Below are 14,058 nucleotides of genomic sequence, written 5' to 3'. Positions count from 1 at the left end.
CTTCTCAAAATTTGCCATAATGCGCACTGCTTTTTCCCCCTTTTAAGAGACCCAGATGTCCGATATCGCTCAATTTTCCGGTCTGTGTGACCGTTTTCGTGGCTTTTATCCTGTCGTCATTGATGTAGAAACCGCCGGATTTAATGCTAAAACCGATGCGCTGCTTGAGATTGCCGCGATCACGTTGAAAATGGATGAACAGGGCTGGTTGATGCCGGACGAGACGCTGCATTTCCACGTGGAGCCTTTTGAAGGTGCCAATCTGCAGCCAGAGGCGCTGGCCTTTAACGGCATCGACCCGCACAATCCGCTGCGTGGCGCGGTAAGCGAATACGACGCTCTGCACGCCATCTTCAAAATGGTCCGCAAGGGGATGAAAGACCAGAACTGTAATCGCGCCATTATGGTCGCCCATAACGCGACCTTCGATCATAGCTTTATGATGGCTGCCGCCGAGCGCTCTTCCCTGAAACGCAACCCGTTCCACCCGTTTGTGACCTTTGACACCGCGGCCCTGAGCGGACTCGCGCTGGGTCAGACGGTGCTGTCTAAAGCCTGTATTACCGCGGGTATTGAATTTGATGGCAGCCAGGCCCACTCAGCCCTCTATGATACTGAGCGTACTGCGGAGCTGTTTTGCGAGATCGTCAACCGCTGGAAACGCCTGGGCGGCTGGCCGCTGCCGATGGGCGACAGCGAGGAATAAAAAAAGCGACCGTAAGGTCGCTTTTTTGCATGGCGAGAGACGTTACTCTGCGCCCGGCTCTTCCGATTTGTGCTTGGCAGCGGTCTCTTTGATGAGCTGCTGCAGTTCACCGCGCTGATACATCTCAATCAGGATATCGCAGCCGCCAACCAGTTCACCATCAACCCACAGCTGTGGGAAGGTCGGCCAGTTTGCGTATTTCGGCAGCTCGGCGCGAATGTCCGGGTTCTGCAGAATATCAACGTAAGCAAAACGCTCACCACAGGCAGAAAGCGCCTGCACTGCTTGTGCGGAAAAACCACAGCTTGGCAGCTTCGGAGAACCTTTCATGTACAGGAGAATCGGGTTTTCAGCGATTTGCTGCTGAATTTTTTCAATAGTGGTGCTCATGTCTTGCTTCCTTTAACTTCTGTTACGGCAATCGTCTGTCATTGTAGCGTTTCAGAACGACAACGGAAAATAACATTTTCGTCACGTTACCTATTGTATCGCGCTACCGATAAAGCTGCATTCTAAAAGTAACTTAACCCTGTTCTGTTCAGGGTTTTGTTCAGCGAATGTACAATACGCTCTCTTTATGGTGATTTTTTTTTGCGCTCGTTAACGAAACGTCGTTTTAGCGGTGAAAGTTTATTAACTTTGTCCCTTTTTATGGATTAGAATCGACGGGCTTTGTAAATCACACGCGGGTATTATTGTTGCCCGGAATTATTAGGGGATTGCCCAGTGGCGCGGATAAATAAAATCTCGATCACGCTCTGTGCTTTGCTGTTTACGACACTGACTTTCACCTCAACGGCGACCGCCTCAGAGCAGGCGCGGACCTCGGCCGTGCAAAAAAAACATCTGGTGAAAGTGACGGAACCCAAGAAAAAGAGCAGCAGCAAAAAAACCACGAAGAAAGAGAGCAGTAAAAAGAGCAGTAGCAAAAAAAACCTCGCAAAAACGCAGACCGCCTCCTCCAGTAAAAAAAGTAAAACCTCTTCCCGCACCGCGCCCAAAACCGCTTCTCGCGTGGTGACTGAAAAATGCACCGTCCGTAAAGGCCATAAAACCCGCTGCGTCAAAACCAGCAAGCCCACGACGCTTGCCGAGGCGCATAAAGTGCGGATGCAGAAAGCGCAAAAGACGGCAATGAATAAACTGATGGGCCAGATTGGTAAACCTTATCGCTGGGGTGGCAACTCGCCACGTACCGGTTTCGATTGCAGCGGTCTGGTCTGGTATGCCTATAAAGATCTGGTGAAGTTCCGTATTCCACGTACCGCCAATGAGATGTACCACCTGCGCGATGCCTCGCCGGTCAATCGCGGCGAACTGGAGAGCGGGGACCTGGTCTTCTTCCGCACTCAGGGTCGTGGTACCGCCGATCACGTGGGGGTGTATGTGGGCAATGGGAAGTTTATTCAGTCTCCACGTACGGGCCAGGATATTCAGATCACCTCCCTGAGTGAAGATTACTGGCAACGCCATTATGTGGGTGCCCGCCGCGTCATGACCCCAAAAACCATTCGTTAACGCCCCACCCCGCTGCAACTGCAGCGGGATTTACAACGCTTTAACCCCACTCCGCTATTTGATACCCTAACCCTACACTCAATAGGGTTATTGGGTGCGCAACTATAATAAGGAGTGAAGCAATGTCGTTCGAATTACCTGCATTACCATACGAAAAAACGGCGCTGGAACCGCATATTTCGGCAGAAACCCTCGAATACCATTACGGTAAACATCATCAGACCTATGTCACGAACCTGAACAATCTCATTGCGGGTACGGCTTTCGAAGGCAAATCCCTGGAAGAGATTATTCGGACTTCCGAAGCGGGCGTTTTCAACAACGCAGCGCAGGTGTGGAACCACACTTTCTACTGGCACTGCCTGGCACCGAATGCGGGCGGAGAACCAACAGGTGAACTGGCGCAGGCGATTACTGCAAGCTTCGGCAGCTTTGCTGATTTCAAAGCAAAATTTACCGATGCGGCGGTGAAGAACTTTGGCGCAGGCTGGACCTGGCTTGTAAAAGAGGCGGACGGCAAACTGGCCATCGTTTCAACCTCAAACGCCGGCACGCCGCTGACCACCAGCGCAACCCCGTTGATGACCGTGGACGTGTGGGAACATGCATATTACATCGACTACCGTAACGCGCGCCCGAACTATCTGGAACATTTCTGGGCGCTGGTAAAGTGGGACTTTGTGGCGAAGAATTTCGCTGCATAACGATAACGCAGAAGGGTCACCCCTTCTGCGCTAGTATCTACTCCGCAACGCAGACCTGTTCAGGCTGACGACGACCCGACAGCAGCACCAGAAGCAAGCCAAAACCGGCTATCACCGCTCCCATCACTGGAACCACGCTGTAGCCCATTCCGCTGGAGATGACCGCACCACCCGCTGCCGCACCAAGCGCATTCCCGAGGTTAAACGCCCCGATATTCACCGAAGAGGATAATCCCGGCGCTTCGCTGGCGACCCGCATCACCCGCATCTGCAGTGGAGGCACCACGGCAAAGGTAGCGGCGCCCCATACCACCATGCTGATGGCTGCACCAATTTCACTGCGCGCCAGCCACGGAATGGCAAGCATGATGACAATCAGCAGCAGTAAAAAACCTTTCAGCGTGGCGGTGACCGAGCGATCCGCCAGCTTGCCGCCCAGATAGTTGCCAATGGAAAATCCGACGCCAATCAACACCAGCATGGCGGTGACAAACGCGGGTGTCGCATGGGTAATATCGCGCAACACCGGTGAGATATAGGTGTAAAGGGTAAACATTGCCCCGGCACCCAGCACGGTGGTTAACAGCGCAGAAAGCACTTGTGGACGCAGTAACACCGCCAGCTCTTTACGCACCTCCGGACGCTCACCCGCGCTCCCTTTCGGTAAAGAGAAGTAGAGCGCGGCCATCGCCACCATACCTAACCCGGCCGTGGCGAAGAAAGACATACGCCAGCCAATGGTTTCCCCCAGCCAGGTAGCTGCCGGAACGCCGCCGATATTGGCGATGGTGAGACCCATAAACATGGTCGCCACGGCGCTGGCCTGCTTATGTTTAGGTACCACACTGGCTGCGACCACCGAGCCGAGGCCGAAGAACGCACCATGATTCAGGCTGGTCAGGATGCGCGAGAGCATTAGGGTGCTGTAATCCGGCGCTACGGCAGAGAGCACATTGCCGACGGTAAAAATTGCCATCAGGAAAATAAGTGCATTGCGGCGTGCGCGGTGCGAGAGGAGAAGCGTCATCAACGGCGCCCCCACCATCACGCCGATGGCATAAGCACTGATCAGCATCCCCGCCGCCGGGATAGAGACATCTACGCCACGGGCAATGACCGGGAGTAATCCCATGGGAGAGAATTCAGTCGTGCCAATCCCGAAGGCACCTATCGCCAGGGCCAGCAGGGGAAAATTGATTTTCATACGTCAACTCCAGAAACCGTGTCTTGATGCGACACAGAACAGTGAAGGCGAAAGCATGACATCAATCACAAAAAATGAGAAGTTAACAATTGCGCAAAAGATTTTTGCCAGAAGGGTAACAATCAGGAAAGGCAGGAGGGAGATGATACTCCCCCAGTCACTCAGTGCAGAATCGCGGTAAAACTTGCCGCAACAATCAGACCCAGAACAATGATGGTGGTTGTCAGCGAAAACTTAAGATCGGTATTCATCAATTTTTCTCCTTATAATCCCCCCACGAAAAGTGAGCCTGCTCATTTTTACACAACTTACGCTAAAAATCTTGCAGGATTTAGTGCGATATCCGTTTTTGCTCTTCCCCTTTTGGTCAAGATCAGACAAAATTCCAGGCTTAATTTATTAGCGTACCGGCCATTGACCCCCTCCTGACGTCCTGTGTCGTTTTCCCGGCGTACCGCAATTCAGATTGCGCAATTAGGGTGAGAGAAGGCAATCGTTTACCTTTCGGTTTTTCAGGAGTTTAGGATATGGTCTGGAGTGACATCTAATGGCAACAATCAAAGACGTAGCGAAACGAGCAAACGTTTCCACTACAACCGTATCACATGTAATTAACAAAACGCGTTTTGTCGCAGAAGAGACGCGTAATGCCGTCTGGGCGGCGATCAAAGAGCTGCACTATTCACCGAGCGCGGTCGCTCGCAGCCTGAAAGTGAATCACACCAAATCTATCGGCTTGTTAGCAACCAGTAGCGAAGCGCCCTACTTTGCCGAGATTATCGAAGCCGTGGAGAAAAACTGCTTCCAGAAGGGCTATACCCTGATTCTTGGCAACGCGTGGAATAACCTGGAAAAGCAGCGGGCCTATTTATCGATGATGGCGCAAAAGCGTGTCGACGGTCTGCTGGTGATGTGTTCAGAGTACCCGGAACCCGTGCTGACGATGCTGGAAGAGTATCGCAATATCCCGATGGTGGTAATGGACTGGGGTGAAGCGAAAGCTGACTTTACCGACTCTGTTATCGATAACGCCTTCGAGGGGGGTTACATGGCGGGGCGTTATCTGATTGAACGCGGACACCGTGAAATCGGCGTTATCCCGGGCCCGCTGGAGCGTAATACCGGCGCCGGACGTCTGGCTGGTTTTATGAAAGCGATGGAAGAGGCGCTGATCACCGTGCCAGAAAACTGGATTGTGCAGGGCGATTTTGAGCCCGAGTCCGGCTATCGTGCCATGCAGCAGATCCTCTCCCAATCTCCGCGCCCGACCGCCGTGTTCTGCGGGGGAGATGTGATGGCGATGGGCGCGCTCTGCGCTGCAGACGAGATGGGACTGCGGGTGCCGCAAGACATTTCGTTGATCGGGTATGATAACGTGCGCAACGCGCGCTTCTTCACTCCGGCTCTGACCACCATCCATCAGCCTAAAGATTTCCTCGGTGAAACCGCGTTTAACATGCTGCTGGATCGCATCGTCAATAAGCGAGAAGAGTCGCAATCAATTGAAGTGCATCCCCGCCTTATTGAACGCCGCTCGGTGGCCGACGGCCCGTTCCGCGATTATCGCCGTTAATCCTCCTGCGGAGCCAGCGCGTCTGGCTCCCGCAGCCACTCCCTGTTCATCGTTTCGCTATCCCCAAGATAATCCAGCAGCCAGGCCAGCGCAGGCGACATGTCATTCTGTTGCCATGTCAGGCAGCAGGCCGCATCCGGGAAGGGATTCTCAAGTTGCAACGCCACCCATTTGCCGGCATCGATCCAGGGGCGGGCAAAATGGGCGGGAACCATCCCCACGCAGAGCCCGGCAGAGAGGCAATCGGCAGAGGATGCCCAGTCCGGGGCAACGATTCGCCGCTGGTTATCCAGCAGCCAGGTAATGCGTTTGGGTAATGAGCGGGAGGTATCTTCCAGCACCAGCGAGGGCCAGCTGCGCAAGGTATCATCGCTGAGCGGCCCTGGCATCGCCGCCAGAGGATGGTGGCTTGCCACCACGCAGTACCAGCTGAGGGTTCCCATATCGCGAAACGCCCAGCGCCCACCCACGGGGATGGCCTGAGTCGCGCCGATCGCCATCTCTACCCGACCATCGGCCAGCGCATCCCAGACGCCATTGAACACCTCCTGCGAGACGCGCAGCTCTACATCAGAAAAGTGTCGATAAAAATCGAGGATCATCTGGCGGGTGCGCTCGGGGCGGACGATATTATCCACGGCGATAGAGAGGTGCCCGCGCCAGCCGTTCGCAATCTGCTGGCACTGCTCGCGGGTGATCTGCATTTTTTTGATAACAGAGCGCCCTTCTTTCAAAAACCATGCCCCTGCCGGGGTCAGTTCCACGTCACGGTGGCGGCGTTCAAACAGCGGCACCGCCAGCCACTCCTCCAGCTGGCGCACCGTATAGCTGATGGCAGAAGGCACGCGATGCAGCTCTTGCGCTGCGCCGCTAAAGCTGCCGTTACGAGCTACCGCATCTACGACTTCAAGGGAATATTCTGACCACATTTTCTGCCTGCAAATTTTTTGAATGCAACCGCCAAATATTAGCGTTTCACAAGCGGTATTGCACTCTCTACACTCAGCGGCTGCCACACCTGCATACAAAATGGGGAATACCATCGTGACACCCGGGAAAGGATTTTTAGTCTGGCTTGGCGGCTTAAGCGTGCTGGGCTTTCTTGCAACCGATATGTACCTGCCCGCTTTTGCGGCGATGCAGGAAGATTTACAAACGCCAGCCGCTGCCATCAGCGCCAGCCTGAGCGTGTTCCTGGCCGGCTTCGCCTTTGCGCAGTTGCTCTGGGGGCCGCTCTCCGATCGCTTTGGTCGTAAACCAATCTTGCTGACCGGTTTAGCGATTTTCGCTGTCGGCTGCCTCGGCATGCTATGGGTGCGCGATGCGACCTGGCTGCTGGTATTACGATTTGTGCAGGCCGTGGGCGTATGTGCTGCGGCGGTCACCTGGCAGGCGCTGGTGACAGACTACTATCCGGCGTCCCGTACCAACCGTATATTTGCCACCATTATGCCGCTGGTCGGGCTCTCCCCTGCTCTCGCCCCGCTGCTGGGCAGCTGGCTACTGGCTCACTTTGACTGGCAAGCCATCTTTGCCGTCTTGTTCGCGATTACGCTGTTGTTGATGCTTCCGGCCTTCACCCTTAAACGCCGTAGCGTGCAGCATGTTAGCGCCGCCGCACCCGTCACCTTCACTACGCTCCTGCGCACCCGCGCGTATCGTGGCAACGTGCTGATTTATGCCGCCTGCTCCGCCAGCTTCTTCGCCTGGCTGACCGGTTCGCCGTTTATTCTCAACGAAATGGGTTACAGCCCGGCCGTAATTGGCCTGAGCTATGTGCCGCAGACTATCGCCTTTCTGGTTGGCGGCTATGGTTGCCGCGCAGCCCTGCAAAAATGGCACGGGCATCAGATGCTGCCATGGCTGCTGGTGTTGTATGCCCTGAGCGTGGTTGCTACCTGGGCTGTCGGTTTTATCCCCGGCGCGAACCTCGTGGAGTTGCTGATCCCGTTCTGTCTGATGGCGGTGGCTAACGGCGCGATCTACCCGATTGTGGTAGCGCAGGCGTTGCGTCCCTTCCCACAGGCCACCGGGAGCGCGGCGGCGCTGCAAAATACATTGCAGCTGGGGCTCTGTTTCCTGGCGAGCCTGCTTGTCTCCTGGCTTATTGCGACACCGCTGCTGACGACCACCAGCGTGATGCTGGCCACCGTGGCGCTGGCGGGGCTGGGCTATCGGATGCAGTATGTAAAAGCATCAGAGCAGCACGAAGCGCTGCAGCCAGAATCCTCAAAGGCATAGTGCCGCCAGACATTATGTTAAAAATCAGTTATTAGCCTGCTAACAACTTTCTGTTGAAGGAGGCTTTTTTCAGGCCTATACTGAGTTCGCGGTCTAATAATAACGATACTTATTATGTAGTAACGGGAGCCGGAGCGCTCCCGTTTCACCATGGAAGGCCTTTCGGCAAGGGTCACCTCCCTTCCTCTGTTCTACGTCGGATACTAGCCTCGCGGGAAAGCCGTGAGATTTCTCACAAACCAAAAGAGCGTCTACGCTGTTTAAAGGTTCTGATCACAGCGAGTGATGGAGAAGCTATGAGTTCATCGTGTATAGAAGAAGTCACCATCCGGGACGACAACTGGTTCCGGATCGTCAATGAAATGCTAAGCCGCGCGGGCATCGCGATTAACGGCACGGCCCCCTCTGATATTCAGGTCAAACACCCGGACTTTTTCAAACGTGTCATGCGGGAAGGTTCGCTGGGACTTGGCGAGAGTTATATGGACGGCTGGTGGGAGTGCGAACGGCTGGATATCTTTTTCACTCGCGTTCTCCGCGCCGGACTGGAAAATCAATTACCCAGTCATCTGAAAGATACGCTGCGCATTGCCACTGCCCGCCTGCTCAACCTTCAAAGCAAAAAACGCGCCTGGATCGTCGGAAAGGAACATTACGACCTCGGAAACGATCTCTTCACCCGCATGCTTGACCCCTTTATGCAGTACTCCTGCGGTTACTGGAAAGAGGCAGACTCTCTTGAACAAGCCCAGCAGGATAAACTGCAGCTTATTTGCCAGAAATTGCATCTGGAGCCCGGCATGAGGGTGCTGGATATCGGTTGCGGCTGGGGTGGGCTGGCCCAGTATATGGCGCAGCACTATGGCGTGAGCGTCGTCGGGGTGACTATCTCTGCTGAGCAGCAAAAAATGGCACAGGCGCGGTGTGAGGGGCTGGATGTCACGATTTTACTGCAGGATTACCGTGAACTGCGCGATCAGTTTGACCGCATCGTTTCGGTAGGGATGTTCGAGCACGTGGGGCCTAAGAACTACCGCACCTACTTTGAAGTGGTCGATCGTAACCTTAAACCTGACGGGTTATTTCTGCTGCATACCATCGGCTCGAAAAAAACGGACCTGAAGGTGGATCCCTGGATCAACAAATACATCTTTCCGAATGGCTGTTTACCCTCTGTACGCCAGATTGCTACTGCCAGCGAACCGCACTTCGTGATGGAAGACTGGCATAATTTCGGCGCAGATTACGATACCACGCTAATGGCATGGTATTCGCGTTTCCTCGCCAGCTGGCCGGAAATTGCAGACAACTATTCAGAACGGTTTAAACGGATGTTCAGCTATTATCTGAATGCCTGTGCAGGGGCTTTTCGCGCGCGTGATATTCAGCTGTGGCAGGTGGTCTTTAGCCGCGGCATTGAACACGGCCTGCGGGTCGCCCGTTAAAAAATACCCCGGCTTGCCGGGGTATTTTTTTATGCTTCATCAACAGCCTGTTTTATGGCTGCCTCTTTTGCCGCCAGGACGCGCTCTACGGTGTCAACCACCGCCTGGGTTTGCGGATCGATTTCAATATTGACACGATGGCCCAATTTTTTATTCGCAAGCGTGGTGCGTTGCAAAGTTTCCGGGATTAAGTGCACGCAGAAGCGGGTTGGGGTCACTTCACCCACGGTCAGGCTAATACCATCCACGCCGATAAAGCCTTTATAGAGGATGTACTTCATCAGCGTCGGGTCCTGTACCTTGAACCAGATCTGACGATTGTTTTCAGAGGTAAGGATCTTAGAAATCTCGGCGGTAGTCATAATATGGCCTGACATCAGGTGGCCGCCAATCTCGTCGCTGAATTTCGCAGCGCGCTCGACGTTCACCCAGTCGCCTTCCACCAGCTCACCCAGGTTGGTAATGCGCAGCGTCTCTTTCATCAGGTCAAAGCTGATCAGATTGCCGTTGATCTCAGTTACCGTCAGGCAGCAACCGTTGTGTGCAACCGATGCCCCCGTCTCCAGCCCGTCGAGCATGGTGTCGGGCAGCGCCACGACGTGGGTACGGAAGTTCGGTTTTTCATCGATAGACACCAGTTTTGCGGTGCCCTGCACAATACCAGTAAACATGCGTACAACTCCTCCAGGATCGGTACGGTGATTCCACCGTTAATCGCATCACAATAACAGTTGGAAATAGAGGTTGCCAGCACCCTGCCCTATCTGACGTTTTTTTCACTAGATAAATGGCTAAACCCCGCTACAATAGCTGAAATTCCCTCTATTTCTTCTTCTTGCTGCCAGTTACGGCGGCTTTTTTAGTCTCTCAAATAACAACAATATCAAAGGTGTTCACGTGCAGAAGTACATGAGTGAAGCGCGTCAGTTATTAGCCCTGGCGATCCCGGTGATACTCGCGCAAATTGCCCAGACCTCGATGGGTTTTGTCGATACAGTGATGGCGGGAGGCTACAGCGCCACCGATATGGCCGCCGTCGCCATCGGCACCTCTATCTGGCTGCCGGCCATTTTATTTGGTCACGGCCTGCTATTGGCATTAACGCCGGTCATTGCGCAGTTAAATGGCTCTGGACGCCGGGACCGCATCGCGCATCAGGTACGTCAGGGGTTCTGGCTGGCGGGCTTTGTCTCGCTCTTGATCATGGTGGTACTGTGGAACGCGGGGTATATCATTCATGCGATGCGCAATATCGACCCGGCCCTGGCAGATAAAGCGGTGGGCTATTTGCGGGCTCTGCTCTGGGGAACACCCGGCTATCTCTTCTTCCAGGTGGCTCGTAACCAGTGTGAAGGGCTGGCAAAAACCAAACCGGGCATGGTGATGGGCTTTATCGGGTTGTTGGTGAACATTCCGGTGAACTACGTCTTTATTTATGGCCATTTTGGTATGCCTGAACTTGGCGGTGTGGGATGTGGCGTCGCCACCGCGGCGGTCTACTGGGTGATGTTCTTCAGCATGATTTCCTACGTGAAGCGTGCCCGTTCGATGCGTGATATTCGCCATGAAGTGCCGTTTAGCAAGCCGGATAAAGCCATCATGATTCGCCTGATACAACTGGGCCTACCTATCGCACTGGCGCTCTTTTTCGAAGTGACGCTGTTCGCGGTTGTCGCCCTGCTGGTTTCGCCGCTCGGGATCGTGGACGTGGCTGGTCACCAGATTGCACTCAACTTCAGTTCATTGATGTTTGTGATGCCGCTGTCGCTGGCCGCGGCGGTGACTATCCGGGTGGGCTTCCGTCTTGGCCAGGGCTCCACGCTTGAGGCGCAAACGGCGGCGAGAACCGGCATTGGCGTGGGCGTATGTATGGCGGTTTTCACCGCCCTTTTCACCATTACCCTGCGCGAGCAGATTGCCCTGCTTTATAACGATAACCCGGAGGTTATCACCCTGGCCTCACATCTGATGCTGCTGGCAGCGATTTATCAGATCTCGGACTCTATTCAGGTGATAGGCAGCGGTGTGCTGCGGGGTTATAAAGATACGCGTTCTATTTTCTTTATTACCTTTATTGCCTATTGGGTTTTGGGCTTGCCGACCGGCTATATTCTCGCCCTCACCGATCTGGTGGTGGATCGGATGGGGCCTGCCGGATTCTGGATGGGCTTTATCATCGGGCTAACCTCAGCGGCCATTATGATGATGCTGCGAATGCGTCACCTGCAGCGCCAACCGTCCCAGGTGATTTTACAGCGCGCCGCCCGCTAATTGCACAGTAGCCGCCTGCGGGCGGCTACTTTCTCTTCATTTTGCGCGGGAATGAAGCAATCGCGTGAAATCCGAAAGAAATTTGCAGTTTACCTCTTGCCACCTCCCGCCTCTGCCGCTAATATTCGACCCCGTTGTCACACACAACAATGCGTTCATAGCTCAGTTGGTTAGAGCACCACCTTGACATGGTGGGGGTCGTTGGTTCGAGTCCAATTGAACGCACCATCTCTTCAGTGCGTCCGTAGCTCAGTTGGTTAGAGCACCACCTTGACATGGTGGGGGTCGGTGGTTCGAGTCCACTCGGACGCACCATTCTGTTTTATCTCGTTCATTCTCAGCTTTTTACCTTAAACCTTGTAATGTCTTTAGCTTATCCTGTAGCGACGGGTTAACGCGCGCTCCCCTGCCCGGTTTGCTGATTAGCTAACCCCCAACGGTTTCGTTGACAATCTTGCCTCCGCCAATGCGTTGTCACACTCAGGCCAGACGGTCAATGGCGTCGAAAAAACAGGCCTCCGTCATGATCACATTCTCACATTCGCTCTCTGGCTGACACATTCATCCCCTGTTCTTATCGGCTATTCCGGCTTTGCCTGTTTCAGCAGGCCGTAACGAGCAATAAGTTGTTGCAGATGCTGCTCCGTCAGGCTCTGCTGCGCCGCAGGCCATGGTTCGCCTTCGGGTAAGACAGAGAGCTGGCGCAGCTGTTCTTCTGCCGGAATGGCGCGGTTAAACGACTGCATAATGGCAAACACCTGCGTTTTAAGTTCGCTGACGGTCATATACTTGCCGCGCTTTTCATCCAGCGCATTGAGCTGGTTCGCCAGGTTCTGTAGCCCCGTCATCCCCTGATACCAGCCGTTCAGGCCGGTCGTGGGTAACGCCTGTGCCGCAACCTGCTGCTGCCACTGCGTCGCCAGCGGTTTTGCCTGCTCAGGCCACAGCGTCAGCGCCTGCTGCACCAGCTGTCGGCTATAGCTGAAGGCCCAGTCCGGCTCTAATTGCCCCAGCCTTGCTAATTGCTGCTTCGTCTGGCTAATCCCCCTTTCAGGCAACAGCAAGCTCTGCGGCAACGTCTTCAACTGCGCCGGAGCAAGCGCGACGGGCAAGGGTGCCAGCGAGGCGGCAAGCTGCGCCTGTAGAGGATCCGGCTGGTGCATCGCCTGCCATCCGCCTACGGTGCCGCCTGCCATGACCAGCATGGTCAGCATTCCGGCGAGAAATGGCTTCCACCTCTTTGCGGCTTGTGAGGGGGCGCGCACATACTCGATATGAGGTTGCGGCTCCGGCTGTACGACGTAGACCCTTTTCACAGGATCTGTTGGTTTACTATCGCGAGCGGGGGGCTCTACGTCACCCGGCTCGGCAACGGGAGAGGGGTAAACCGCCCCGGTCGCACCGTCGCTCTTTTCCAGCCGTATCACCGCGTTATGCAGTAACGTGCGCAGCGCAGTCAGATGACCGCCATGATTTAATTCCCGGCGCTGCAATACCTCTTCCAGCGCTTTAAGATGCGCTTCGACCTGGTACATTTGACTGAGGTCGGTGTACGTCAGGGCCAGGGTGCGCATCCCCCGTTGAAGTCGTTTACTGAGCGTGCTGAGGATTTCCACTCGCGCATTAGCAGGATGCGGCCAGAGGTGCTCCCACTGCCAGGAGACCAGCGCCATCAGAACCGTTAACCCCTCGTTCATGCCGGACAACCCGGCATTATGCGTACGGGCAAGCGTATACCAGGCGGCGGTCTGCAACTCGACACCGTTATGCTCAAACAGCGAAAGGCAGCGTTTCTCGATATAAATCCAGTCGACATCCGGGCGCGCCGGATGGGTCAGTTTGTTGATTTCATCGCGCAGGGCAACATAATCCGCAAGCGTGCGCGGATCGCCACCGGTTTTGAGGTGGCGTTCAGGAAAGGTTGGCATAGTCATTTCCGACAGAAAGAGCGCTAAATTGCGGCGCGAGCGTCCAGGTACTGCTGCTGTTTAAGATGGCGGATTAAGACCCTGCCTTCCGGCATAAACTCGGTACCGTAGCGCACCAGCCCAATGCCCTTTAGTTCCGCATCAATGGCGTAGCGCAGCTCGCCAGGCTGCCTCTGATCCAGCATCACTACGGTGATTTTGCTCAGGCGCGGCTCGTATTTCAGCAGCACGGCGGAGAGCGTCGTGATCAGCTGGTGCGCGGTGCCGGGCATCCCCTGGAGAATTTTGGTCATATCCGGCAGGCCGTAGTCCGGCAGATGTGCCAGCGTCCCGGCGCGGCAGTTGAGAATGCGCTGCATGTTGTCCAGCACTGAAAGGATGAGCTGGTTCTCCTCGCTGACGCTGTTCAGGTCGAGGCCGCCGGCGAAGTTGCCGAAAAGCGTTTCATACAGAGACGGACGTGGCATT

At 54.9% G+C, this 14,058-nt stretch carries 14 protein-coding genes and 2 tRNA genes; 9 read left to right on the top strand and 7 right to left on the bottom strand.

Features of this window, described 5'->3' with window-relative positions:
• The first annotated feature begins 55 nt into the window (after nucleotides 1-55).
• Complete coding sequence (gene rnt / locus B3B59_RS03060) at nucleotides 56-706, top strand: ribonuclease T (RefSeq protein WP_040075919.1); 651 nt, start codon at nucleotides 56-58, stop codon at nucleotides 704-706.
• Between the two features lie 42 nt (nucleotides 707-748).
• Here the strand turns inward: rnt and grxD are convergent, their stop codons facing one another.
• On the bottom strand, nucleotides 749-1,096 hold the full coding sequence (gene grxD / locus B3B59_RS03055; protein ID WP_286808066.1) for a monothiol glutaredoxin 4: 348 nt from the start codon (nucleotides 1,094-1,096) through the stop codon (nucleotides 749-751).
• A 336-nt stretch (nucleotides 1,097-1,432) separates the two neighbouring features.
• On the opposite strand from grxD, the gene B3B59_RS03050 reads away from it, so the two are divergent.
• Nucleotides 1,433-2,224, top strand: coding sequence for a C40 family peptidase (locus B3B59_RS03050; RefSeq protein WP_207293625.1), 792 nt, complete (start codon nucleotides 1,433-1,435; stop codon nucleotides 2,222-2,224).
• 122 nt (nucleotides 2,225-2,346) lie between these two features.
• Nucleotides 2,347-2,928, top strand: coding sequence for a superoxide dismutase [Fe] (sodB, locus tag B3B59_RS03045; RefSeq protein ID WP_286808065.1), 582 nt, complete (start codon nucleotides 2,347-2,349; stop codon nucleotides 2,926-2,928).
• 37 nt (nucleotides 2,929-2,965) lie between these two features.
• Here sodB and B3B59_RS03040 read toward each other — a convergent pair whose 3' ends face one another.
• Both B3B59_RS03040 and B3B59_RS03035 read right to left on the bottom strand, forming a co-directional pair.
• The gene (locus B3B59_RS03040) at nucleotides 2,966-4,132 is read right to left on the bottom strand and encodes an MFS transporter (protein ID WP_040075923.1); all 1,167 of its coding nucleotides are present in this window, start codon (nucleotides 4,130-4,132) and stop codon (nucleotides 2,966-2,968) included.
• A gap of 161 nt (nucleotides 4,133-4,293) precedes the next feature.
• Nucleotides 4,294-4,383, bottom strand: a complete 90-nt coding sequence (locus tag B3B59_RS03035) for a YnhF family membrane protein (RefSeq protein WP_040075924.1) — start codon at nucleotides 4,381-4,383, stop codon at nucleotides 4,294-4,296.
• A 296-nt stretch (nucleotides 4,384-4,679) separates the two neighbouring features.
• Between B3B59_RS03035 and purR the strand changes: the two genes are divergently transcribed.
• Complete coding sequence (purR, locus tag B3B59_RS03030) at nucleotides 4,680-5,705, top strand: HTH-type transcriptional repressor PurR (protein ID WP_040075925.1); 1,026 nt, start codon at nucleotides 4,680-4,682, stop codon at nucleotides 5,703-5,705.
• Here the strand turns inward: purR and punR are convergent.
• Nucleotides 5,702-6,634, bottom strand: coding sequence for a DNA-binding transcriptional activator PunR (punR, locus tag B3B59_RS03025; protein WP_046885967.1), 933 nt, complete (start codon nucleotides 6,632-6,634; stop codon nucleotides 5,702-5,704). The genes purR and punR overlap by 4 nt on opposite strands.
• Before the next feature lie 115 nt (nucleotides 6,635-6,749).
• Between punR and punC the strand changes: the two genes are divergently transcribed.
• Complete coding sequence (gene punC, locus B3B59_RS03020; RefSeq protein ID WP_286781739.1) at nucleotides 6,750-7,946, top strand: purine nucleoside transporter PunC; 1,197 nt, start codon at nucleotides 6,750-6,752, stop codon at nucleotides 7,944-7,946.
• Between the two features lie 296 nt (nucleotides 7,947-8,242).
• Complete coding sequence (cfa, locus tag B3B59_RS03015; RefSeq protein WP_286808064.1) at nucleotides 8,243-9,391, top strand: cyclopropane fatty acyl phospholipid synthase; 1,149 nt, start codon at nucleotides 8,243-8,245, stop codon at nucleotides 9,389-9,391.
• Between the two features lie 29 nt (nucleotides 9,392-9,420).
• Here the strand turns inward: cfa and B3B59_RS03010 are convergent, their stop codons facing one another.
• Entirely contained in the window at nucleotides 9,421-10,062 is a 642-nt protein-coding gene (locus tag B3B59_RS03010; protein WP_046885965.1) for a riboflavin synthase, read from the bottom strand.
• 226 nt (nucleotides 10,063-10,288) lie between these two features.
• Here B3B59_RS03010 and mdtK point away from each other — a divergent pair, with 226 nt between their 5' ends.
• From mdtK to B3B59_RS02995, 3 genes are all read left to right on the top strand, one after another.
• Complete coding sequence (mdtK, locus tag B3B59_RS03005; RefSeq protein WP_212477978.1) at nucleotides 10,289-11,662, top strand: MdtK family multidrug efflux MATE transporter; 1,374 nt, start codon at nucleotides 10,289-10,291, stop codon at nucleotides 11,660-11,662.
• A gap of 151 nt (nucleotides 11,663-11,813) precedes the next feature.
• Nucleotides 11,814-11,890, top strand: a tRNA-Val gene (locus tag B3B59_RS03000).
• Between the two features lie 10 nt (nucleotides 11,891-11,900).
• Nucleotides 11,901-11,977 (top strand) — tRNA-Val (locus B3B59_RS02995).
• Nucleotides 11,978-12,243: 266 nt separating this feature from the next.
• Here the strand turns inward: B3B59_RS02995 and B3B59_RS02990 are convergent.
• The gene (locus tag B3B59_RS02990) at nucleotides 12,244-13,590 is read right to left on the bottom strand and encodes a VasL domain-containing protein (RefSeq protein WP_286808063.1); all 1,347 of its coding nucleotides are present in this window, start codon (nucleotides 13,588-13,590) and stop codon (nucleotides 12,244-12,246) included.
• Between the two features lie 23 nt (nucleotides 13,591-13,613).
• Complete coding sequence (gene tssE / locus B3B59_RS02985) at nucleotides 13,614-14,057, bottom strand: type VI secretion system baseplate subunit TssE (protein ID WP_286808062.1); 444 nt, start codon at nucleotides 14,055-14,057, stop codon at nucleotides 13,614-13,616.
• Between the last annotated feature and the right edge of the window lies 1 nt (nucleotide 14,058).

Origin of the sequence: Leclercia sp. UBA2479 (assembly GCF_002341985.1) — a bacterium.
In the GTDB taxonomy this organism is placed as follows: Bacteria; Pseudomonadota; Gammaproteobacteria; order Enterobacterales; family Enterobacteriaceae; genus Enterobacter; species Enterobacter pneumoniae.
The sequence above is the reverse complement of the archived record's forward strand: the minus strand, read 5'-3'. Positions and strand labels throughout refer to the sequence as shown.

Coding starts and splice junctions, on each gene's coding strand:
- rnt (WP_040075919.1), top strand. CDS start 56: ATGTCCGATATCGCTCAATTTTCCGGTCTGTGTGACCGTTTTCGTGGC.
- grxD (WP_286808066.1), bottom strand. CDS start 1,096: ATGAGCACCACTATTGAAAAAATTCAGCAGCAAATCGCTGAAAACCCG.
- sodB (WP_286808065.1), top strand. CDS start 2,347: ATGTCGTTCGAATTACCTGCATTACCATACGAAAAAACGGCGCTGGAA.
- B3B59_RS03040 (WP_040075923.1), bottom strand. CDS start 4,132: ATGAAAATCAATTTTCCCCTGCTGGCCCTGGCGATAGGTGCCTTCGGG.
- B3B59_RS03035 (WP_040075924.1), bottom strand. CDS start 4,383: ATGAATACCGATCTTAAGTTTTCGCTGACAACCACCATCATTGTTCTG.
- purR (WP_040075925.1), top strand. CDS start 4,680: ATGGCAACAATCAAAGACGTAGCGAAACGAGCAAACGTTTCCACTACA.
- punR (WP_046885967.1), bottom strand. CDS start 6,634: ATGTGGTCAGAATATTCCCTTGAAGTCGTAGATGCGGTAGCTCGTAAC.
- cfa (WP_286808064.1), top strand. CDS start 8,243: ATGAGTTCATCGTGTATAGAAGAAGTCACCATCCGGGACGACAACTGG.
- B3B59_RS03010 (WP_046885965.1), bottom strand. CDS start 10,062: ATGTTTACTGGTATTGTGCAGGGCACCGCAAAACTGGTGTCTATCGAT.
- B3B59_RS02990 (WP_286808063.1), bottom strand. CDS start 13,590: ATGCCAACCTTTCCTGAACGCCACCTCAAAACCGGTGGCGATCCGCGC.
- tssE (WP_286808062.1), bottom strand. CDS start 14,057: ATGCCACGTCCGTCTCTGTATGAAACGCTTTTCGGCAACTTCGCCGGC.